General features: G+C 70.7%; 22 protein-coding genes. 18 read left to right on the top strand and 4 right to left on the bottom strand.

All coding sequences use genetic code 11. The features are described from left to right. Nucleotides 1-4: 4 nt before the first annotated feature. The 3 genes from AC4D2O_RS00295 to AC4D2O_RS00285 all read right to left on the bottom strand — a co-directional run bounded on the left by AC4D2O_RS00295 (nucleotide 5) and on the right by AC4D2O_RS00285 (nucleotide 4,593). Nucleotides 5-490, bottom strand: a complete 486-nt coding sequence (locus AC4D2O_RS00295; protein WP_490904448.1) for a flagellar protein FlgN — start codon at nucleotides 488-490, stop codon at nucleotides 5-7. A gap of 104 nt (nucleotides 491-594) precedes the next feature. Continuing rightward, complete coding sequence (locus AC4D2O_RS00290; protein ID WP_490904447.1) at nucleotides 595-2,163, bottom strand: sulfatase-like hydrolase/transferase; 1,569 nt, start codon at nucleotides 2,161-2,163, stop codon at nucleotides 595-597. A 159-nt stretch (nucleotides 2,164-2,322) separates the two neighbouring features. Beyond that, a complete protein-coding gene (locus AC4D2O_RS00285) occupies nucleotides 2,323-4,593 on the bottom strand; it encodes a putative bifunctional diguanylate cyclase/phosphodiesterase (RefSeq protein ID WP_490904446.1) in 2,271 nt (756 codons plus the stop codon). A 268-nt stretch (nucleotides 4,594-4,861) separates the two neighbouring features. On the opposite strand from AC4D2O_RS00285, the gene AC4D2O_RS00280 reads away from it, so the two are divergent. From AC4D2O_RS00280 to AC4D2O_RS00205, 16 genes are all read left to right on the top strand, one after another. Next, complete coding sequence (locus AC4D2O_RS00280; protein WP_490904444.1) at nucleotides 4,862-5,686, top strand: flagellin N-terminal helical domain-containing protein; 825 nt, start codon at nucleotides 4,862-4,864, stop codon at nucleotides 5,684-5,686. A gap of 134 nt (nucleotides 5,687-5,820) precedes the next feature. Continuing rightward, the gene (gene fliD, locus AC4D2O_RS00275; protein WP_490904443.1) at nucleotides 5,821-7,191 is read left to right on the top strand and encodes a flagellar filament capping protein FliD; all 1,371 of its coding nucleotides are present in this window, start codon (nucleotides 5,821-5,823) and stop codon (nucleotides 7,189-7,191) included. A 5-nt stretch (nucleotides 7,192-7,196) separates the two neighbouring features. Further along, nucleotides 7,197-7,646: a flagellar export chaperone FliS gene (fliS, locus tag AC4D2O_RS00270; protein WP_490904441.1), complete on the top strand. Its 450-nt coding sequence runs from the start codon at nucleotides 7,197-7,199 to the stop codon at nucleotides 7,644-7,646. Further along, entirely contained in the window at nucleotides 7,636-8,070 is a 435-nt protein-coding gene (locus AC4D2O_RS00265) for a hypothetical protein (RefSeq protein ID WP_490904440.1), read from the top strand. The genes fliS and AC4D2O_RS00265 overlap by 11 nt, the downstream gene beginning before the upstream one ends. A gap of 124 nt (nucleotides 8,071-8,194) precedes the next feature. After that, nucleotides 8,195-8,536, top strand: coding sequence for a flagellar basal body rod protein FlgB (locus AC4D2O_RS00260; protein WP_490904438.1), 342 nt, complete (start codon nucleotides 8,195-8,197; stop codon nucleotides 8,534-8,536). Next, nucleotides 8,536-8,928 (top strand): flagellar basal body rod protein FlgC, encoded by a 393-nt coding sequence (locus tag AC4D2O_RS00255; protein ID WP_307086476.1) that lies wholly within the window; start codon nucleotides 8,536-8,538, stop codon nucleotides 8,926-8,928. Before AC4D2O_RS00260 ends, AC4D2O_RS00255 begins: the two co-directional genes overlap by 1 nt. Then, the gene (fliE, locus tag AC4D2O_RS00250) at nucleotides 8,928-9,236 is read left to right on the top strand and encodes a flagellar hook-basal body complex protein FliE (protein WP_490904437.1); all 309 of its coding nucleotides are present in this window, start codon (nucleotides 8,928-8,930) and stop codon (nucleotides 9,234-9,236) included. The genes AC4D2O_RS00255 and fliE overlap by 1 nt, the downstream gene beginning before the upstream one ends. Beyond that, nucleotides 9,236-10,876 (top strand): flagellar basal-body MS-ring/collar protein FliF, encoded by a 1,641-nt coding sequence (gene fliF, locus AC4D2O_RS00245; RefSeq protein WP_490904435.1) that lies wholly within the window; start codon nucleotides 9,236-9,238, stop codon nucleotides 10,874-10,876. Before fliE ends, fliF begins: the two co-directional genes overlap by 1 nt. After that, entirely contained in the window at nucleotides 10,873-11,889 is a 1,017-nt protein-coding gene (fliG, locus tag AC4D2O_RS00240; protein WP_490904434.1) for a flagellar motor switch protein FliG, read from the top strand. The genes fliF and fliG overlap by 4 nt, the downstream gene beginning before the upstream one ends. Beyond that, complete coding sequence (locus tag AC4D2O_RS00235; RefSeq protein WP_490904432.1) at nucleotides 11,879-12,481, top strand: FliH/SctL family protein; 603 nt, start codon at nucleotides 11,879-11,881, stop codon at nucleotides 12,479-12,481. The genes fliG and AC4D2O_RS00235 overlap by 11 nt, the downstream gene beginning before the upstream one ends. Continuing rightward, on the top strand, nucleotides 12,478-13,794 hold the full coding sequence (locus AC4D2O_RS00230) for a FliI/YscN family ATPase (RefSeq protein WP_490904431.1): 1,317 nt from the start codon (nucleotides 12,478-12,480) through the stop codon (nucleotides 13,792-13,794). Before AC4D2O_RS00235 ends, AC4D2O_RS00230 begins: the two co-directional genes overlap by 4 nt. Next, on the top strand, nucleotides 13,794-14,228 hold the full coding sequence (locus tag AC4D2O_RS00225) for a flagellar export protein FliJ (RefSeq protein WP_490904430.1): 435 nt from the start codon (nucleotides 13,794-13,796) through the stop codon (nucleotides 14,226-14,228). The genes AC4D2O_RS00230 and AC4D2O_RS00225 overlap by 1 nt, the downstream gene beginning before the upstream one ends. Beyond that, a complete protein-coding gene (locus AC4D2O_RS00220) occupies nucleotides 14,225-15,022 on the top strand; it encodes a C40 family peptidase (protein ID WP_490904429.1) in 798 nt (265 codons plus the stop codon). The genes AC4D2O_RS00225 and AC4D2O_RS00220 overlap by 4 nt, the downstream gene beginning before the upstream one ends. Further along, entirely contained in the window at nucleotides 15,019-16,578 is a 1,560-nt protein-coding gene (locus AC4D2O_RS00215) for a flagellar hook-length control protein FliK (RefSeq protein WP_490904428.1), read from the top strand. Before AC4D2O_RS00220 ends, AC4D2O_RS00215 begins: the two co-directional genes overlap by 4 nt. A 16-nt stretch (nucleotides 16,579-16,594) precedes the next feature. Next, nucleotides 16,595-17,026 carry a flagellar hook assembly protein FlgD gene (locus AC4D2O_RS00210; RefSeq protein ID WP_490904427.1) on the top strand — a complete coding sequence of 144 codons (432 nt, stop codon included), beginning with the start codon at nucleotides 16,595-16,597 and terminating at the stop codon, nucleotides 17,024-17,026. A 47-nt stretch (nucleotides 17,027-17,073) separates the two neighbouring features. Beyond that, complete coding sequence (locus tag AC4D2O_RS00205) at nucleotides 17,074-18,246, top strand: flagellar hook protein FlgE (protein WP_490904426.1); 1,173 nt, start codon at nucleotides 17,074-17,076, stop codon at nucleotides 18,244-18,246. Between the two features lie 78 nt (nucleotides 18,247-18,324). On the opposite strand, the gene map is transcribed toward AC4D2O_RS00205, so the two are convergent. Further along, nucleotides 18,325-19,098, bottom strand: a complete 774-nt coding sequence (gene map / locus AC4D2O_RS00200; protein WP_490904425.1) for a type I methionyl aminopeptidase — start codon at nucleotides 19,096-19,098, stop codon at nucleotides 18,325-18,327. 68 nt (nucleotides 19,099-19,166) lie between these two features. On the opposite strand from map, the gene AC4D2O_RS00195 reads away from it, so the two are divergent. Then, a complete protein-coding gene (locus AC4D2O_RS00195) occupies nucleotides 19,167-19,463 on the top strand; it encodes a helix-turn-helix transcriptional regulator (protein ID WP_490904423.1) in 297 nt (98 codons plus the stop codon). Between the two features lie 99 nt (nucleotides 19,464-19,562). Next, nucleotides 19,563-20,306 carry a class I SAM-dependent methyltransferase gene (locus AC4D2O_RS00190; RefSeq protein WP_490904422.1) on the top strand — a complete coding sequence of 248 codons (744 nt, stop codon included), beginning with the start codon at nucleotides 19,563-19,565 and terminating at the stop codon, nucleotides 20,304-20,306. The last annotated feature ends 30 nt before the right edge of the window (nucleotides 20,307-20,336 follow it).

Here is a 20,336-nt window from a genome sequence, read left to right as displayed (position 1 = left end):
TCCGCTACAGATCCTTGTTGAGGAGGGTCGGTTGGCCGTGGCTCTGCAGGGCTGCACCGTCTGCGGCGTAGGTGCCCGCTCCGGTGCCGATGCCTGCGAGGGTCTCCTGGGTCGACCGGCTGGCCGCCCTCAGGAACTGCTGATTGGTGTCGCGCAGCGCGGCGATCTGGGCGACCAGCGCCGTCATGGCCTGGAGATGCGCGGAGAGCAGTTCCTGCCAGGGACCGTCGGGCGCCGCCGCTGCCAGTTCGCGGAGGGTCGCGTTGTCGTCGATGCCCCATGCGCCGGCCACACCGGAGGCGTGCACGGCGCGGGCGAGGCCGGTCTCGCGCAGCCGTTCGAGGACCTGCTCCACCTCCCGGGTGGCGTGGTGCAGCCAGCGGGTCTTGCCGGAGGTGAGCAGCAGCTGCTCCTCCTCGAGCTTGAAGACGAGGAGTTCGAGCAGTTCACGCTCCTGCCAGAGCAGGGCGGACAGATCCTGTGTGCTCACGGTGTCCCTCCTCTCCGGCGCCACCGTCATGTGGAACCGGGAGAACTATCGGCAGCGGGTGCCCGGTTGTAAGCGATCCTGCGAAGCCCTGCTCATGGGCTGCGCTACCGGGCGTCGTCCCCGGCTGACCAGGCCGCCGTGTAGAACCGGGGCGAGTGGGAGTGCAGCAGTTCGCCGTAGGTCGCAGGGTCCAGTGCCTGCGCCGAACCGGTCGGGACGTCAGGGGAGAAAGCGGACACGCCCAGCCCGGCCTCACGACCCTGCAGGGTCAGGCCGGCTGCTTCCAGGAGCGTGGGGAACATGCTCAGCTGGTCCACACCGGGGCGCAGTGTGCTCATCCCGTCCGCACCCGGGATCCGGATCCGGTTGTAGATCGTGCGGCCGGCGTGGTCGTCCAGCTGCTCGTGGAACGCGTCGCCGGCGCCCATGTGCTTGAGGTGGTCGCCCATGATCACCACGGCGGTGTCCTCGAGGTAGCCCTTCGCCTCCATGTGGTCCACGAAACCGGCCACCTGCGTCAGGGAGCAGGCGAACACGGAGGTGACCTCGTTCCGGGTGTCCACGGGGCAGTAGTCGTACACGTGCACCGGCTCGTGGGTGTCCAGGGTCAGCAGGGAGAGGTTGAACGGCCGGCCGGTCGTCTCCGCCTCGGCGTGCAGCCGGTCGATCTCGTCGCGGGCGTGGGCCATGAGGCGTTCGTCGCTCAGGCCCCAGTCGCTGCGGAAACTCGTCTCCGGCTCCCCGGCGGCCCTCCAGTCGGAGAGGTCCTTGACCTCGGTGTAGCCGTGGCTGCCCAGAAAGGTGTCCTTGGCGGCGAAGGACGCGTTGGCCCCGCCCAGGAACACGTTGGTGTAGCCGTGCTCGTGGAGCACATCGCCCAGGCACGTGGTCCCGCCCAGGTAGGAGCCGGCGTCGGTCGCGGACTCGGCAGGATCGGCAGGATCGGCGGGCTCGGCGCTGGAGCTGCTGCCGGCGCCGGACCCCGAGCCCTTCAGCGGGACGCCGCACTGCGTCGAGACGAGACCGGCCATGGTCCAGCCCCCTCCCTCATACTGCTGGAAATCGTCCACGCTCTGCCAGCCGTCGGAGGCCTCGGTGGCCTCCTTCAGGGGAACGAACGCGTCCTTCTCGAAGAGCTGGGCGTCCGCGAGGGTGGCCTCGCCGGACTCGACGTAGATCAGCACCAGATTGCGCTTGTCCGCGTCGCCGGTGACGGTCGGCTCCACGTAGTAGTCGGCGAGGTCGTACCCGGAGTTCGCGGCCCTGAGGTAGTCCCCCATCCCCACAGCGGTGGCGAAGGCCGTGGTGCCACCGACGACCACCGCAGCCACCAGGGCGGTGGAGACGGTGCGCAGGATCCACTGCGAGCGGCGAGGAGGTGTGACGTCGTCACGGCGCCGCACGTGCTGTCCCACGGCGATGCCCCCGGTGATGAGCAGGGGCACCACGCCGACTCCCAGGATGCCGGTCCAGACCATGGCGCCGCCCCCGCCGTCGGGGTTGACCGTGACGAGGTTCAGGAGCATCTGGCCGACGGAGATCTCACCCCAGTAGGCTCGGATGCCGATGCCGGCGATGAGCAGCGCGAGCCCTGCCCAAATGAGGACATAGACCAGGAGACGCGCCAGGACGACGCCGAACCATCGGGTCGCGTGCAGAATCCGGCCGGACATGACAACACCTCGCGCTCGGGATGCCTGTGTCCGCCGAAGACCCCTGGCATCTGGCCCGTCCTCGGGCATGGGAACAAACTGGTACTGCCACGCTACCTGTTCACCGGCGGTTCACCCACGCGTACGGCGATGTATACCTCGAATACTTTTCGCTGTCGGTCAGATTCTCTGTGCCACCAGGGCGTCGTCCTCCGGCACGGCCGGGGCATGGGCGTGGATCCAGGGGGCCACGTCGGCGGCGGGCAGGGGTCGCGCGAAGTGGAAGCCCTGCGCGAGATCACACCCCAGCGCCCGCAGTTCCGCCCGGGTCGCTTCGTTGTCCACTCCCTCGGCGACCACCCGCAGGTCCAGGCTGTGCGCCAGGTCGATGATGGAGCCCACGAGACCGTGGGCTCGGCGGTCCGTGCGCATGGCGGTGATGAAGGACCGATCCAGTTTGAGTTCATCGGCGGGGAGATCGCGCAGGTACGCCAGGGAGCTGTATCCGGTCCCGAAGTCGTCGATCGAGATCTGGATGCCTTTCGCGCGGAGCCGCGCCAGGATCTTCGCAGCATCGGCCGGGTTCCGCATCAGCATGTCCTCGGTGATCTCGAGCACGAGGCATTCCGGCGGGATGTCGCGTTCTTCGAGGAGGAGGCGGATCTGCCGGGGCAGCCCTTCCAGGATGCAGGATCCGGACAGGTTCACGGCGACGCTGATCACCAGCCCTTCGGTACGCCACCTGTCCACCTGCGCCACGGCCTGCTCGAGCACGAGCGCGGAGATCTCGGGCATCAGGCCCGCTTCTTCCGCTAGCGGCAGGAAGGATGCCGGTGGCAACTGCCCGAGAAGGGGGTGGTTCCACCGGATCAGGGCCTCGACACTGCTCACGGCATCATCGGTCAGGCGCACCTTGGGCTGGTAGTGCACCTCGAACTGGGCCTCGGCGAGTGCCACTCGCAGTTCCTGCAGGGTCCTCAGTTTCCGCGCGCCGCCGTCGTCGTCCATGGAGCTGTAGACGTGGTGCCCGCTACGGTCCGACTTGGCGCGGAACATGGCGATGTCCGCCTTGCGCATCAGGAGGGTGGTGTCGGTGCCGTTGTCCGGGGTGAGCGCGATACCGATACTGACGCTGACCTTCAGGGAGGCCGTGCCGACCTGGATCGGCTGGTCGAGCTCTGCTTCCAGCCGTCGGGCCGCGGTGAGGGCTTCCTCCCTGGACGCACCGTCCAGGAACAGCGCGAACTCGTCACCGCCCAGGCGCGCGAAGAGGTCGCCGGGCTTCACCTGCCGGGCGAAGCGCTCGCTCACCTGCACGAGGAGGGCGTCCCCGACGTCGTGTCCCAGCGCATCGTTGACGTCCTTGAAACGGTCGAGGTCCATGAAGAGCAGCGCTCCGACGCGGTTCCCGCCCACCCGTCGGGGAAGATCGGCGACCAGCCCCCGGCGGTTCGGAAGCCCTGTCAGCTCATCCGTCGTGGCGAGGATCCCGAGCATGCGGTTCCGGAAGACGAGAGGCGCCGCGGTCAGGAGCAGGGTGAGGGCGGCGAGGACCTGGGCGACGAGCGGGATGGGGACCTGACAGCCGATGATCAGGACTGCGAGCGCCGACGCGGTGGACACCATCAGCGTGGTGAGCGCGGGCAGGCCGCGATCACGGTGACGGGCCGACGGATCGGACCGCGAAATGCCGTCGACCCATACCGCGATGCCAACGAGCCCCACGATCCAGCCGGCGTCGGTGACCGTGCCGACGGCATAGTCCGCCATGCCCAGGGCATAGGCGATGTCCGCGGCGGAGAAGAAGATCAGGCCGGCGATGAGCAGCGGCCAGCGCGGTCCCAGATCGAGCCCACGCGAGGCCAGCAGGCCACCCACAGTGGTGACGAGCACGAGATCGAGCAGTGGGTAGATGACAGCGAGGACCACTTCGAGCGTGGTGCCGCCGGTTGCCCCGGACCGCAGGACCGGCGCGAGGATCAGGGCCATGAGGGAGGCAGCGGCCAGTGCCCCCACCAGGCCGTCGAGCAGCACCGGCCAGGCCACACCCTTCAGTTTCCGCACAGTCACTGCGAGGGCGCCGATCATGAACGGATAGAAACCGAGATACGCCACATCTGCGACGGTGACGACGGCGAGGGACTGCTCCCCGTTCAACGCCACGAGATAGGAGAGGTCTCCCGCGGTGTAGACGGCGACGGCGGCGGCACCGAGCAGGATCTGCCACTGGGACCAGTGCGTCCGCCGCAGTGCGCCGACGCACACCGCAACGGCACCGAGCTCCACGACGATGCCGAGCCACGCGCCGAACGGGTCGAACCGGGCCGGGTCGCCGATCAGGAGGACGACGATATACAGCGACAGCACCGAGACCGTCATGATGACCAGGATGCGGGAGGCATCCAGCCTCATCGCACCGGTCCTGCCGGCCATGCGGTCATCAGCACGCACCCTGCCCATCCTTCCCTTCGACGATCAGGAGCCTGACCTTGGAGGAAAGAGCCTAGGGCCGTGGCGCGGGCACAATCCCGGATTCGGCCCGTTGCGGCCCGACCCGCCGTGAAACCTTGGGCTACCTTGCGCGTATCCAGATCTCAGGGACGGCGTGCGGAAAAAAAGTTGCGTCGAGTCCTAACGATCGCTCACCCGCCTCCGATAGCTACTGGTGCCGGCCCATGGATGGGCCGGCGCACGCAGCCCTTTCACGGAGGAATACATCATGGGTTTCCAGATCAACACCAACACCGCGGCGAACACCGCATACCGCAACCTCTCGGGGATGCAGAACGACATGTCGAAGTCGCTCGAGAAGCTCTCCAGCGGTCTCCGCATCAACCGTGCAGCCGACGACGCCGCCGGCCTGTCCATCGCCGAGGGCCTGCGCTCGCAGGTCAACGGCCTCGGGGTTGCAGCCCGCAACGCCCAGGACGGCATCAGCGTGGTCCAGACCGCTGAAGGTGCGCTGACCGAGGTCCACAGCATCCTGCAGCGTGTCCGTGACCTGGCGGTGCAGTCGGGCAACGACTCGAACAACGCCGACTCTCGTACCGCAATCCAGACCGAAGTGACGGCGCTGAAGGACGAACTGACACGCATCTCGGGTGGGACGAACTTCAACGGTATCGACCTCCTCAAGGGCGGTGAAGACCTGACCTTCCAGGTCGGCGCGGGCGATGACGCTGCCAATGACCAGATCAAGGTTGCACTGACTGATGTATCCGCCGTTGCTACGGCGATCGAAGGCCTCTCCTTCGATACTTCGGCCAACGCCTTGCTGGCGATCACCGAGCTCGATGCGCAGATCAAGGACATCTCCTCGGCCCGTTCCAGCCTCGGTGCCGTGCAGAACCGCTTCGAGTCGGCGATCAACAGCATCAACGTCTCGCAGGAGAACCTCTCCGCGGCCGAGTCCCGCATCCGCGACACCGACATGGCGAAGGAAATGGCGAGCTTCACCCGCTCGAACATCCTCTCGCAGGCCGGTACCGCGATGCTCGCGCAGGCCAACCAGATGAACCAGGGTGTCCTTCAGCTCCTCCGCTAGACGGTGAGTTCGTAGGCGAAGGTGCACGGTGGCGGGACTGATCCTGGACCGAGAGGTCCCGCCACCGTGCATTCGCCGCGAAGCATCCCCGACCGATAAGCAGCACATCCCGGCCCCACCCGAGAGGTAGACCCATGGCGTTCTCCATCGACGGCATCGCCAGCGGGCTGGACACCACGAACATGATCAACCAGCTCATGCAGCTGGAAGCACGCCCGCAGTCGATCCTCAAGGCCAAGGCCACCTCGACCCAGGGCTTCGTTACCGCACTGCAGCAGCTGAACACCCGCTTGAGCTCCCTGACGGAGCTCGCGACGAAGACCGCCAAGCCCCAGGCCCTCGACCTCTGCAAGGCCACCTCCACGAGCGACACCGTCACCGCCACGGCCACCTCGTCCGCAGGAGCCGGCACGCTCGATTTCACCGTCAGACAGCTAGCCTCCTCGCAGTCCTCGGTCACGGCGACCATGACGGCCTTCTCGCCGGCGGCCTCTACGCTCACCCTGCGAGCGGCGAACGGTACCACCACCGAGGTGAAGACCACCGGCACCCTCGACGACGTCGTCGCCCAGGTGAACAACGCCGACGTCGGCATCACCGCCACGAAGGTCGGCGCCGGCACCGTCGACGGCGTCGCCCAGTACCGGCTCCAGTTCACCGCGAAGGAGCCGGGCACCGAGCACGGCTTCTCCGTGTTCCGTGGCACGGCCGCCGACATCACCGCAGGGACCGCGACCGACCTCTTCGCGGAGGCCGGAGCCGCCACCGTCCGAACCGCCCAGGACGCCGAGGTGGTCCTCTGGGGCGGCACGGCGGCCGAGCAGACCATCACCTCGTCGTCGAACACGTTCGCCGACATCCTCCCCGGAGTCTCCATCACGGTCGGCAAGACCACCACCGAGCCGGTGTCCGTCACCGTCTCACGTGACGCCGATGCCACGTCGGCAAAGGCGAAGGAACTCGTGGACGCACTGCGCGGTGTCTTCTCCTTCGTCGAAACGAACACCAAGGTCACGCCCGGTGCTACTGCCGGTGCCGCCCCCACGGCGGGCAGGTTCACGGGCGACAGCGCCGTCCGGGGCATCGCCCAGTCCGTGCTCACGGCCGCGACGGCGCCGATCAACGGCAGATCGACGTCGGAGTTCGGTATCACGCTCACCCGCTCCGGGACCGTGGAATTCGACGCCGAGAAGTTCGCCGCCGCCCTCGCGAAGGACCCGGCCGCCGTGAAGGACGCGCTCGCGCAGCTCGCCGGACGCGTCGCGGAAGCCGGGAAGTCCGCCTCGGACAAGTACGACGGCGAACTCACCCGCCGGATCAAGAGCCAGGAATCGACCGTCCGCAGCCTCAATGATCAGGTCTCCGGCTGGGACACGCGGCTCGAGAAGCGCCGGGCGACGCTCGAACGCACCTACTCGGCGCTCGAGGTCCAGCTCTCAAAACTCCAATCCCAGGGCGACTGGCTGTCATCCCAGCTGGCCGGCCTGCCCACCAACGGAAGCTAGCCCAGATGCTGCAGATGAACGGATACCAGGCCAAGCGCTCGCAGTACGTCCAGGACGCCGTCCTGTCGGCGACACCCGCGGGGCTGCTGACCATGCTCTACGACCGGCTGCTGCTCGACCTCGCACGCGCCGGTGCCGCCCAGGAGGCGGGGGACTGGGCCGTTGCGAGCGAGAACCTGCTGCATGCCCAGGACATCGTCGGCGAACTCATGTCCTCGCTGCGCACCGACGTCTGGGACGGCGCCGCCGGTCTCCTGTCCCTCTACACCTACGTGCGCCAGACGCTCGTCGAGGCCAATACCCGGCGGGACCGCACCAGGACCGCCGAGTGCGCGGAGATCCTCGAGCCGCTGCGCCAGGCGTGGCACGAGGCCGCCCGTACGGGGCAGGCACAGCCCGCCGCCTCGCAGGACCAGGACGCGCCGCGCTCACTCGGAGTCCTCGGTGTCGGCTGACCTCACCACGGCCCTGCCCGCCGGCCAGGGTGTGACGTCGACGGCCACGTCCCACCCCGAGCCCGCCGTCGGCCTCTCCGTCGATCCTCGCTCCGCGACGACAACCGCTGCACTCACGGCGTGGTCCTCGGTGCTCGACGCCCTCGAGGCCGCTGTGGATGAGGCAGAGGCCGGGATGGTTCCTGCCAGGACCCTGGTGCACCAGGCCGCCGCCCTCGGCAGCTGGACGCCGCCGCGCGTGGACGGACCCATCCCCACGGCCCTCGTGGCCCGCGCCCGCCGCATCAGCGAGCGCCAGCGCAGCGCCATCGCGGGTCTCGCCGCCGAGGCCGCTACACTGCGGCGTCACCGCTCGGCCCTCGGTTCCGTGCATTCGGCGACGGCCCAGCCGCAGTCCTCCGTGTACGTCGACGTGACGGGCTGAAAGTACTTCCCCGAAGCGGCTAACAGCCGGACCTCCGCCGTCCGATAGTCGCCGGTGAGCACGGATCGCTCACTCCCAGGCCATGGATCGGCCGCTCAACCTTGTTGGAAGAGGTTCTGCCGTCGTGCTCGATTCCGTGTCCTCGCTCGCAATGCGCAGCGCCCTCGACGGGCTCGCCCTGCGCCAGCGCGCCACCGCGAACAACATCGCGAACGTCAACACCCCCGGCTTCCACGCCCAGCGCGTCAGCTTCGAGGACGCCCTGGCCCGCTCGGTGTCGATGGGCGACGGCAGCGCGCAGGCCACCACGGAGACATCCCTCGAACCGACCCGGCTGAACGGCAGCAACGTCAACCTCGATACCGAGACCCTCTCGAACATCGACACCGTGCTGCGCTTCCAGTTCGCCGCCCGCGCCGTCGAGGGCCCCTTCACCAGCATCCGCACCGCCCTCAGGACGTCCTGATGACCTTCGACGCGATCGGCATCTCCGGCACCGGCCTCACCCTGCACCGCAAGTGGCTCGACGCCGTCGCGGACAACATGGCCAACGCCAACACGGTCACCTCCACCGACGGCGCAGCCTTCCAGCAGCGCTACATCACGGCGCGCGCCGACGAGAACGGTCAGGGCGCCTACGTGGCCGGAGCCGAGTTCGGCAGCGCCGAGGGCCGCCTGGTGCACGAACCCGACCACCCCCTCGCGGACGAGGACGGCTACGTCCGCTACCCCGACATCGACATGAGCGCCCAGATGGGGCAGCTCATCATGGCGCAGCGGGGCTACCAGGCCAACGCCGCAGTCGTCGACCGTGCGAAGGCCACCTACGAGGCCGCCCTCCAGATTGGACGTTCCTGATGCCCGTTCCCGCGATCGGCGCGGTCCAGCCCGCCGCCACCTCCTACCTCCCGTCCGTCGGCGTGGACCCGGCGTCCGATGCCGGCGGGCAGGGTTTCGCCACGTCGCTCACCTCCGCCGTGGACAACGTCCGGTCCCTCCAGTCGACGTCGAACGAGCTCGCCGTGCAGGCCGTCACCGGCGACCTGACCGACATCCACAACGCCACCCTCGCCTCCACGCGCGCCCAGGTGACGCTCGAGCTCGTCGCGGCCGTCCGGAACAAGGGCGTTGACGCCTTCAACGAGATCATGAGGATGCAGGCCTGATGCCCACCCCCCTGTCCGCCACAGCGACGCGCCTCGGCGACGCCGTGAAGAGCTTCACCATCGCCCAGCGCACCATCGCCATCATCGGCGTCGCCGTGCTCGTGCTCGGCGGGATCGCGCTCACGTCCTGGCTGTCCAAGCCCTCCTACACGCCCCTGTTCTCCGGGCTCAGCGGCGAGGACGCCAGCACCATCGTGGATCAGCTGCAGACCGACGGCGTGCCGTACGAGCTGACCCAGGGCGGTGGCACCATCCTCGTCCCCGAGGGCGCCGTGTACGACCAGCGGATCAAGGCGGCCTCGGCCGGCCTCCCGTCGTCGTCCACCGGGGGATACTCGCTGCTCGACGACATGGGGGTCACCTCCTCCGAGTTCCAGCAGTCCACCACCTACAAGCGCGCCCTGGAGGGTGAGCTCGCCGCCACCGTGTCCGCGATCGAGGGCGTCAAGGCCGCCACCGTGCGCCTCGCCATCCCCGAGGACACCGTGTTCGTCGCCGAGCAGGGCAAACCGACCGCCTCGGTGTTCGTCGAGACGAGCCCGGGCGCCACGCTCTCGAGCAACCAGGTGCAGGCCATCACCCACCTGACGTCCGCCTCGATCGATCGCATGGACGCCGCCGACGTCGCCGTGATCGACGCCGAGGGCCACGTGCTATCCGCCGTCGGCGTCGGCGCCACCGGGGGCGCGGACCAGCAGGCGTCCGACTACGAGCAGCGCATCCAGACGTCCGTGCAGTCGATGCTGGACCGCGTACTCGGAGCCGGCAATGCCACCGTCGCCGTGGCCGCGGACATGAAGCTCGAGAGCGCCGAGCGGGTCGAGGAGAGCTTCACGACGCCCGACAACGCGCCCGCCCTCAACGAATCCACCACCACCGAGGCCTATGAGGGAGCCGGTGGAGGGAACGCCGGCATCCTCGGACCGGACAACATCGCCGTCCCCGAAGACGGTGCCAACGGCGACGGCACCTTCAACTCGGAGACCAGCACGCGCAACAACGCCGTGAACAAGACCACCGAGTCCACCACGGTGCCGGCCGGCGGCATCAACCGCCAGACCGTCTCCGTCGCGGTGAACCAGGGAGCCACGGCCAACATGGACGCCGCGGCACTGACGGCCCTCGTCTCCAGCGCCGCAGGGATCGACACCGCGCGCGGGGACGTGGTGACGGTCGAGGAGCTGCCCTTCAACGAGGCGGGGGCGGACGCCGCCGCGGATGCGCTCGCCGAAGCCGAAGCGGCGCAGGCGGAGCAGCAGCGCGCAGCCCTCATCCGCACGCTGTCGATCGTCGCGGCCATCCTCCTCGTCGCGATCGTCGCCCTCATCGTCTACGCCCGCCGGTCACGCCGCCAGCGGCGCGAACCGCTCGACCTCGGCGAACTGCAGGGCGTCTACCCGGCCCTCCCCGGTCCCGGCACGCCGGCACTCGACCCGGCCGTCGCGCTGATCACTCCGCTGGAACCCGCCCCGAACACCACCACGATCGACGTCGCGGCGGTGCAGAGCGCCCTGCAGGCCGGATCGGCAGAATCGGATCTGGACCGCATGCGCGCCGACATCGACGCCCTCGCCACGCAGGACCCGGCGAAGACGGCCGAATTCCTGCGCAGCATGATGGATGACAGGCAGAGCGTATGAGTGCCGTACGAGCTGTCAGCGGTACGCAGAAGGCCGCGATGGTCCTCATGCAGCTGGACCAGGACCGGGCTGCCGAGATCCTCCGCCAGCTGTCCGAGGCGGAGGCCGAGGAGATCGTCGCGGAGATCGTGCGCCTGCGCCGCGTCGAGCCGGCCGCGGCCGAGGAGGCGCTCGCGGAGTTCCACGAACTGGCCACGAGCGGACGGCGCCGCACCCGCGGCGGCATGGAAGTGGCCGTGGGGCTGCTCGAGTCCTCCTTCGGCGCCGAACGCGCTGCCGGCGTCGTCGGACGCCTGGCCTCGACGGTGGCGGGCAAGTCCTTCGAGTTCCTCGACACCGTGGAGCCCGGCCAGATCCAGACGGTCCTCGAGCACGAGCTGCCGCAGACCATCGCCCTCGTCCTCGCCCACCTGAAACCCGAGCGCGCCTCCACGATCCTCGCCGGGCTCGCCCCCGAGACCCGGACCGACGTCGCGCAGTGCATCGCGACCATGGGGTCCGCGACGCCGGAGGCCGTGTCCGTCGTCGCCGACACCATCAAGATCAGGGCGGGCGCTGTCGCCGCGCCCGACCGGGGAGCATCGCGGATCGGCGGTATCCAGCCCCTCGTCGACATCATCAACCGGGCGGATGTCAGCACCGAGCGTGAACTGCTCGACGGGCTCGAGAGCCGCGACCCGGCGCTCGCCGAAGAGGTGCGCGCCCGCATGCTGACATTCGCGGACATCGTCAACTTCGAGCGCCGCGACGTCCAGCAGGTGCTGCGCGGTATCGACTCCGCCGTCCTCGCGCTCGCCATGAAGGGTGCCGCCGAGGCCGTGATCACCGTGATCCGCGCGAACGTCTCCGAGCGCAACAGGGAGATCCTCGACGACGAGATCCGGGGCATGGGTCCCGTGCGGATGTCGCAGGTGGAGGAGGCCCGTGCCGAGGTGGTGCGTGCCATCCGCGACCTCGAGGCCCAGGGCACCATCACCATCATGCGCGGGGAGGAGGACGAGATTGTCGACTGACGCCCTCACCCCGATCTCCTTCCCGCGCCTCGGCCCCGGCTCCGGCAGGGCCGCCCACGACACCGCCACCGCGCAGGGGCACGCCGCCGGGTACGCCGACGGACTGGTCCTCGCGCGCGCCGAACTCGCCGAGCACCGCGCACGGCTCGACGCCGAGCACGCCGCCGCCCGAGCCCGCGCGGACGCACTCCTCGCGCAACAGCTCGGGGTGCTCGAAACCGCCGCACGCGCGCTCGACGCACGGAGCGCACCGGTCCTCGACCAGGCCCGCTCCCGCATCCTCGACGCCGCCTTCTCCATCACGGAGGTCCTGCTCGGGCGTGCGCTGGAGGACGCACCGTCGTCGGCGCGCGCCGCCGTCGTGCGGGCCCTCAGGGCAGCGGACGGCGAGGAGGTCCGTGCGGTCCGGCTGCATCCGGCCGACCTCGACGTGCTGGGCCCCGACGCGGTCCCCGCGGGCGTCGCCCTCGTCGCCGATCCTGCACTGCACCGGGGCGACGCCGTCGCGGACTGCCCGAACGGCTTCATCGACGCCCGCCTCGGGGCGGCACTGGCACGCGTCCGTGCCGCACTGGCGGAGGGTGCGGCATGACGCTCACCTTCGACGAGACGATCCGGGCCGCCAGCACCGCAGCTGCACCCCAGCGCGTGGGCCGCGTGGCCTCCGTCGTCGGCCTCGGCGTGGATGTGGTGGGGCTCGACTGCGCCATCGGCGACCTCGTGACCATCGGCGACGACTCGCCCGTGGACGCCGAGGTGGTCGCCGCATCACTGACAGGACTGCGCTGCATGCCCTACGCCCACCTCGTGGGCATCCAGGCCGGCGCGCCCGTCCGCGCGCAGGGACGGCCGCTGCTCGTACCGGCCGGCCCCGGGCTGCTCGGCCGCGTGCTCGACGGCGTCGGTCGGCCCATCGACGGGCGTGGTCCCCTCACCGATGTCTCCTGGGTGTCCCTCGAGAACACGCCGCCCGCGGCCCTCGAGCGCACGCGCATCACCGAACCCCTGCAGCTCGGCGTCCGGGTGATGGACACGCTCACCACCGTGGGACGCGGCCAGCGCATGGGCCTCTTCGCGGGCTCGGGCGTCGGCAAGTCCTCGCTGCTGTCGATGATCGCGCGCGGGACGGACGCCTCGGTCTCGGTGATCGCCCTCGTGGGGGAGCGGGGCCGCGAGGTCCGTGAGTTCCTCGAGGACGATCTCGGGCCCGAGGGCCTCGCGCGGTCGATCGTGGTGGTCTCCACCTCCGACGAGCCCGCGCTCCTGCGCCTGCGCGCCGCGTTCGTCGCCACGCGGATCGCCGAGTCGTTCCGCGACGGCGGGGCGGACGTCATGCTCATGATGGACTCGCTGACCCGCGTGGCGATGGCGCAGCGCGAGATCGGCCTCAGTGTCGGCGAGCCCCCCGCAACGCGCGGATACCCGCCGTCCACCTTCGCACTGCTCGCCCAGCTCCTCGAACGGGCAGGCACCGGAGCCACCGGGTCCGTGACCGGCATGTACACCGTGCTGGTCGACGGCGACGACCACAACGAGCCGGTGGCCGACGCCGCGCGCTCCATCCTCGACGGTCACGTGGTGCTCGACCGCAAGCTGGCGGTCGCCGGGCACTTCCCGTCGATCGACCCGCTCGCGTCCATCTCCCGGGTGGCCTCCCGCGTCACCAGCCGCGACCAGGCGGGAACCGCCGCCGTCCTCCGCCGTGCCCTGGCCGCGCGGAAGGCTGCACAGGACCTGATCGACGTCGGCGCCTACTCCCGCGGATCCAATCCGCTCGTGGACGCCGCCGTGGACCACGAGCCCGCCGTGAACGCCTTCATGCAGCAACGCATGGACGAGCAGACCCCGTTCGACGACGCTTGGAACCGCCTCGCCCACCTCACAGCAACGATGGGAATCTCCTGATGGCACGACAGTTCCCCCTCGCAGGCCTGCTCCGGCTGAAGCAGCTGCGCGAGGACGAGGCCGCAGGCAGGCTCGCCGAGGCCAACGAGCGGCTGAGGGCGTCGAGGACCCGGACCCACGGCGTCAGCGAGGCACTCCAGGGCATTGACCTCGATCCGGCGGGTTCGGCGTCGCTGTACGCGGTGGCTGCGGCCCGTGCCTCGGCCCGCAGCATGCTCGCCGACCTGCAGGCCCTCGAGGGTCGGCTGCAGGCCGAGCGGGAGCGCGCCCAGGTCACCTACCGGGGTGCGCGGGCCGACACGAAGGGCCTCGAGAAGCTCGAGGCCCGGCACAGCGAGGGCGAGGCGAGCGCGCTGCTCGGCGCCGAACAGCGGGTCCTCGACGAGATCGCAGCGGCCGGAAGGCTCCAGCGCACAGGGAAGGACCGGGCATGACCATGACCGACGCGGTGGGCCGCATCCAGCAGATCCAATCCACCCTCACCATGCTCGCCTCGCCGGCGCGGTCCGCCCCCGGCGTCACCTCGCCCGTGGGTCCGAAGACGGCGGGCTCCCCGACGGCGGCCGGCTCCACCGCAGCCCCGTCCGCGACGGCCGACCTCTTCGCCGACGCGCTCGCGGGTGCGACCGCTCCCGCCACGCCGGACGCCTCCGCCGCGGTTCCCGGCGTCGTCCCCGCCACGGTTCCCGGCGTCGTCCCCGCCACGGTTCCTGGCGTCGTCCCCGTCCCCGTACCGGCCTCGGGCGACGCCGCGCGGCTCATCGAGGCGGCGCGTTCCTACGAGGGTATTCCGTACGTGTGGGGTGGAACGGACCCGGCCACGGGGCTGGACTGCTCGGGCTTCGTGCAGCGCGCCTACGCGGACATCGGCATCCAGTTGCCGCGCGTCACCTGGGACCAGATGAACGCCGGAACCCACGTCCCGTCGCTTGCCGAGGCGCAGCCCGGGGACCTGTTGTTCAGCCACGACGGCGGGCACGTGTCCATGTATCTCGGGGGAGGAAAGGCGATCGACGCCCCGCAGCCGGGGCAGACCGTCGCGGTCCGTGACATGTGGGAGACGGACGCGAACATCACCACCATCCGCCGTATCCTGCCCGCGGCCCCCGCGGGGGCCGCGTCCATGGCGCCCGCCGCCATCCCGTCGGCCGCGTCGTCGAGCACCCCGGGAGCCGCCGATGCAGCGTACGCGGCGCAGGCGGCCTTCCTCGCGAGCATGGCCCGATGAGCCCTGTCCAGGGATCTCCCGCCACGGCCGCTCCGCGCGACACCCTGCGTGTCGTCCGTCCCGCCGCCGGGAACCGGGACGGCTCCGAGGCGTCGCCGCTGTCCGCAAACCGGTCCACAAACCGTTCGGCATCGTCGTTCGGCGAGGCGTACCGCCGGCATGCTGACCGCCCGGACCGGTCCACCGTCCGGGCCGCCGACGATACCCGCGCCAGCGGACCCGCGGGCACAGCCGCAGGCTTCAGGGAGTCGACCGGCGTGATGCGCCGCGAGGCGGCGCCCGGTCCGTCCCCGGCGATCGGGCCGGACCCGCGCCGTGGCGGCCCCCGGCAGTCCTCAGCGACGGAGGGGGCAGCGCCGGCATCGGATCCAGCGGCAGACCCGACACGCGAGGCCTCCGCGGGCCCACAGGCGCCCTCCGACGATGTCCCCTCGACCCTCGCTGCCGGCGTCGCGGTCGCACGGGCCGCCCTCGCGGCGGCGGCCGACGAGGGCACTACCGGACCTGCTGATGCCGTCGGTCCTGCCGACGCGACCGGTCCTGCCGACGCGATGCAGACGCCCCCGATGACGATGCCGGCTGCCGCAGTGCGGGCCGTCGCCCCGAGCGGGTCGACGGCCGCTGCAGGTGGACGGACGCCCACCTCGACCGGGACCGCGATGCCCGTCGCGGAGAGCGGATCGGGCGCGGTCCCTCCGACGCCAGGGCCGACGGGGCCGACCCCGGCACCCGCCGTTGCGGGAGCCCCGGTCCCGGCGACACAGGGCATCGCGGCGGGCTCGCTCGCCGGAGCCCTGCCCGCAGCTCCGGCGACGTCCGTGCCGGCAGCGGGAGACGCCGGCGGAGCTCCGTCCGCCGCGGCCACCCCCGCGGATGCGGTCGCTGCCGGCGCCCGCTCCCTCCCGGCGACGGGCACTCCGCTCGCGGCCGGCACGACGGGACAGACCGAAGCAGCAGGGACGGAAGCAGGACGGCCCGCGGAGCCCGGCGTGCCGGCCGCCGGCACGCCGCAGGCAGGAACCACCGAGCAGGCCGGCGCCCCCCAGCCTCCTGCGGCCGCCCGCGCCGACCTGCCCCTGCAGCAGATACCGTCGACCGTCGTCACGCCTGCGGACAGTCCTGCACCCGCACGCACTGCAGCCGCGCCCCTGCCCCAGCAGCTCGGCGGCCCTGCCTTCGCGCTCGCACAGGCTACGGCCGGCACCCCGGGCGGGACGAGCACCATCACCGTCACCGTCGCGCCGGAGGACCTCGGCCCCATCACCATCCGCGCAAGCCTGTCGCCGGACGGAGCGAGGATCGAGTTCTTCTCGGCCACCGACGGCGGGCGGGAGGCGCTCAGGCAGGCGCTGCCGGACCTGCGCCGGGAGGCGTCGTCGTCGGGACTGTCCGCGTCGCTCGATCTCGGCACCGGCACCGGCGACGATCCTCGGGACGGGACGCGGGACCACGGACCACGGCACGCCCGGTCGGCGGAGGCCCGCCCGGTACCGGCCCCGCCCACCTGGGCAGCCCGCCCGGTTCCGGGTACCTCGACCCTCGACCTCTTCGCCTGAACCCGGAAGGACAGCCATGCCCATAGATCCGGTCGCGTCCGCGACCTTCGCCCCCACCACGACACCTGCTGCCGGAACCCGGAAGCAGGCCATGGACTCCGAGGTCTTCATGTCGCTGCTCGTGAGCCAGCTGCGCAACCAGGATCCGAGTGCCCCGATGGACACCAACCAGATGATCTCCCAGACCACGCAGCTGGCCATGATGGAGAAGATCACGCAGATGACCGGCCTCAGCGAGGAGAACTTCCATCTCCAGATGAGGTCCTCGGCGGCCGCGCTCATCGGCAACGAGGTCTCCTACACCGGCACCGACGGCATCGAGGCCCGTGGCCTTGCGACCGCCGTCTCCTACAGCGGACCCGTCCCCACCGTCACCATCGGCGGCAGGAGCATCGCCCTCGACCTCGTGTCCGGTGTCGGCGCCCTGCCGGTTCCCACCGCTCCCTGATCCCCGTACCCGAAACCTTCCGCTCCGCCCTCCCGAAAGGCACCACCATGCTTCGCTCGCTCTACTCCGGCATCTCGGGGCTCCGCTCCCACCAGACCATGCTCGACGTCACCGGCAACAACATCGCCAACGTGAACACCACCGGTTTCAAGGCTTCCGCCACCCAGTTCCAGGACACGCTGTCCCAGCTGACCCAGGGCGCGGGTGCACCCCAGGAAGCCCTCGGCGGCACCAACCCGGCCCAGGTGGGCCTCGGCGTGCAGGTGGCGGGCATCGTCACCAACTTCTCCCAGGGCTCGGCCCAGGCCACCGGACGTGCCACGGACATGATGATCTCCGGAGACGGTTTCTTCATCACGCGCCTCGGCGGCGAGACCCTCTACACCAGGGCAGGCGCGTTCACGCCCGATGCCGAGGGCCGCCTCGTGACCCCGGACGGCTCCCTCGTCCAGGGCTGGCCCGCCGTCAACGGCGTCGTCCGGCAGGGCGGCGCGGTCGGCGATCTGCGCATGCCCAAGGGCGCGGTCTCCCCGGCGCAGGCGACGACGACGGCGCGCGTCACGGGCAACCTGCCCTCCGATGCGGCCGTCGGCACGCAGATCCTGCAGGAAAGGGTGGTGTACGGCGCGGATGGCACGGCACGCGACCTCACGCTCACCTTCACCCGCTCGGCCACGGGCTGGGCGGTCGCGGGTCAGGACGCGAACGGCGCGGCGGGCCGCACGGAACTCCTGCTGCCGAACGGCCAGGCCGCCGCGGGCTCATCGGTCACGGTGGGCGGCATCGCCGTCGACCTCTCGGCCGTCACCGGCTTCGCCCAGCTCAGGACCGTCTCCATCTCCGAGGGCAACGGCCGCTCGGCCGGCACCCTCGAGTCCTTCACGGTCGGCGCCGACGGCACCCTGGTGGGGGCGTTCAGCAACGGCAGCCGCCAGCCCTTGGGCCGCGTGGCGCTCGCGGGCTTCGTGAACCCCGCGGGCCTGGAGAAGGCGGGCGCCTCGTCCTACCGCGCGACGGCGAACTCGGGCGCCGCGGAGGTCGGTGCGGCCGGTGCCAACGGCCTCGGATCGCTCGATGCGGGCACGCTCGAGATGTCCAATGTGGACCTGTCGCAGGAGTTCACCAACCTGATCGTGGCGCAGCGCGGCTTCCAGGCGAACGCGCGCATCATCACGACCTCCGACGAGGTGCTGCAGGAACTCGCGAACCTGAAGCGCTAGGCAAAGGTGCCGGCCGGGAGGGCCGACCGGCCGGCACCGCTCAAGGGATTCCTCCGGCGCCGGCCCGGGTGGGGCTCCCTACCGGCTGGGCAGTGTGAAGATCTCGGCGCCGTCGTCGGTGATGGCGATGGTGTGCTCGGCGTGTGCCGTCCGACAGCCCGTGGCACTGCGGAGCGTCCACCCGTCGGCGTCCGTGACCAGTGTGGCGGTGTCCACCATGACCCAGGGCTCCAGCGCCAGCAACAGTCCGGGGCGCAGCTCGTAGCCGCGGCCCGGCCGCCCGGTGTTCGGGATGTGCGGGTCCTGGTGCATCGTCGACCCGACGCCGTGACCACCGAAGTCGGTATTGATCGGGTACCCCGCCTCGCGGAGGACCGAGCCGATGGCGTGGGAGAGGTCGCCGATACGGGCGCCCGGTCGGGCGGCCGCGATCCCGGCAGCGAGCGCGCGTTCGGTCGCGGCGATCATCGCGGTGCCGGCCGGGTCCGCGGACTCGCCCACGATGAAGCTGATGGCGGAGTCCGCGACGACTCCGCCCAGCGAGACGGCGAGATCGAGGGACAGCAGGTCGCCGTCGGCCAGGGCGTAGTCGAACGGCAGTCCATGGAGCACGGCGTCGTTGACGGAGGTGCAGATGTAGTGCCCGAACGGACCGCGCCCGAAGGAGGGCGCATAGTCGACGTAGCAGGACTGCGCGCCGGCCTCGATGATCATGTCCTTCGCCCACCGGTCGATGTCCAGCAGGTTGGTGCCGATGGTGGTGCGGCCCTTGAGCGTGTGCAGGATATCGGCCACCAGGGTGCCGGTGGCTCTGGCGCGGCCCACTTCGGCGGGGCTCAGGATCTCGATCATGCGATGCCTACTCTCGGACGGACCAATAACTATCCCGGTAATAGTATCCCAGGACTAGACTCGGCCTCATGGTCAGATTGCCCCTCACCCCCGCGGATGTCGAGCGCGGGCAGCGCCTCGGGATCCTCCTGCGTCGTGCCAGGGGCGAGCGCCCGATGCTCGAGACCGCCCTGGACGCCGGCGTCTCACCGGAGACGCTCCGGAAGATCGAATCGGGCCGTGTCGCCACCCCGGCCTTCCCGACCATCGCGGCGATCGCCGCCGTCGTCGGACTCTCCCTCGATGACGTGTGGGCCGAGATCAACCGGCCCGACGCCGGGACGGCCGGCTCCGCGTCCGGGACGGGCCAGCGACTGGCGTCGTGACCCCGTCCGGCGGTCGATGACCGGGACGCGTTCGAGGTGCGGGCGGGGGTACTTGTCGCGGCGGTGGTGCCGGCGGTGGGTTCCTGACAGGGTGGAGTGGTGACGGTCCACGATGAGACGCAGCAGGCGTGGGAATCCGCGTCCCAGAAGCACGTCCGCGAGTACGACGACCTGCTCGCCGACGCGAGATCCGCGCGCCTGTTCCCCGTCGAGGAATCGGTACTCGGCGGCATCGTCCCCGGGTCCGACGTGGTGCACCCGATGAGCGGCCATGGTATCGACGACGTCGCCCTGATCCGTCTCGGTGCGCGCAGCGTGATCGGTGTGGACTACAGCCCCACGGCGGCGTCCGCGGCGCAGCGCAGGGCGGACGAACTCGACGTGGCGTGCCGCTACGTGACCGCGACGCTGCCGGCGAGCGGACTCGACGACGGCTCGGCCGACCTCGTCTACACCGGCAAGGGCGCACTGATCTGGGTCGAGGACCTGGGGGCGTGGCTGAGCGAGATGCGCCGTCTCCTGCGGCCGCGCGGACACCTCTTCGTCTACGAGGCGCATCCGCTCGCACCCCTGTGGAGCTGGGACCCGGGCACGGTCGAGGTCCGGAAGGATCGCGGATACTTCGCCCGCACCCACGTGAACGACTCGTTCCCGGCGGGCGGTGCCGTCGAGTTCCAGCGGACCCTGGCGGAGACGATCATGGGGATCACCGGTGCGGGCTTCGAACTCCTGCACCTCGAGGAGCACGCGGAGCCGTTCTGGCGGCCCGGCGGTGTGGCTGCGGCGGCCTGGAACGGTCAGGTCCCGAATGCGTTCAGCCTGCTCGCGCGGCGCAGGGGGTAGGACCCGTCTGAGCGGGGCGGAGCGCGCGGG

The organism is Arthrobacter sp. TJ-238 (assembly GCF_058269215.1).
This window is presented reverse-complemented; position numbering and strand designations above follow the sequence as displayed.

Excerpts from the sequence above, each read along its gene's own strand:
- AC4D2O_RS00280 (WP_490904444.1), top strand. The coding sequence starts at position 4,862 with ATGGGTTTCCAGATCAACACCAACACCGCGGCGAACACCGCATACCGC.
- fliD (WP_490904443.1), top strand. The coding sequence starts at position 5,821 with ATGGCGTTCTCCATCGACGGCATCGCCAGCGGGCTGGACACCACGAAC.
- AC4D2O_RS00195 (WP_490904423.1), top strand. The coding sequence starts at position 19,167 with ATGGTCAGATTGCCCCTCACCCCCGCGGATGTCGAGCGCGGGCAGCGC.
- AC4D2O_RS00290 (WP_490904447.1), bottom strand. The coding sequence starts at position 2,163 with ATGTCCGGCCGGATTCTGCACGCGACCCGATGGTTCGGCGTCGTCCTG.
- AC4D2O_RS00225 (WP_490904430.1), top strand. The coding sequence starts at position 13,794 with ATGGCACGACAGTTCCCCCTCGCAGGCCTGCTCCGGCTGAAGCAGCTG.
- AC4D2O_RS00215 (WP_490904428.1), top strand. The coding sequence starts at position 15,019 with ATGAGCCCTGTCCAGGGATCTCCCGCCACGGCCGCTCCGCGCGACACC.
- fliG (WP_490904434.1), top strand. The coding sequence starts at position 10,873 with ATGAGTGCCGTACGAGCTGTCAGCGGTACGCAGAAGGCCGCGATGGTC.
- AC4D2O_RS00205 (WP_490904426.1), top strand. The coding sequence starts at position 17,074 with ATGCTTCGCTCGCTCTACTCCGGCATCTCGGGGCTCCGCTCCCACCAG.
- fliE (WP_490904437.1), top strand. The coding sequence starts at position 8,928 with ATGCCCGTTCCCGCGATCGGCGCGGTCCAGCCCGCCGCCACCTCCTAC.
- map (WP_490904425.1), bottom strand. The coding sequence starts at position 19,098 with ATGATCGAGATCCTGAGCCCCGCCGAAGTGGGCCGCGCCAGAGCCACC.
- AC4D2O_RS00255 (WP_307086476.1), top strand. The coding sequence starts at position 8,536 with ATGACCTTCGACGCGATCGGCATCTCCGGCACCGGCCTCACCCTGCAC.
- AC4D2O_RS00220 (WP_490904429.1), top strand. The coding sequence starts at position 14,225 with ATGACCATGACCGACGCGGTGGGCCGCATCCAGCAGATCCAATCCACC.
- AC4D2O_RS00210 (WP_490904427.1), top strand. The coding sequence starts at position 16,595 with ATGCCCATAGATCCGGTCGCGTCCGCGACCTTCGCCCCCACCACGACA.
- fliS (WP_490904441.1), top strand. The coding sequence starts at position 7,197 with ATGCTGCAGATGAACGGATACCAGGCCAAGCGCTCGCAGTACGTCCAG.
- fliF (WP_490904435.1), top strand. The coding sequence starts at position 9,236 with ATGCCCACCCCCCTGTCCGCCACAGCGACGCGCCTCGGCGACGCCGTG.
- AC4D2O_RS00230 (WP_490904431.1), top strand. The coding sequence starts at position 12,478 with ATGACGCTCACCTTCGACGAGACGATCCGGGCCGCCAGCACCGCAGCT.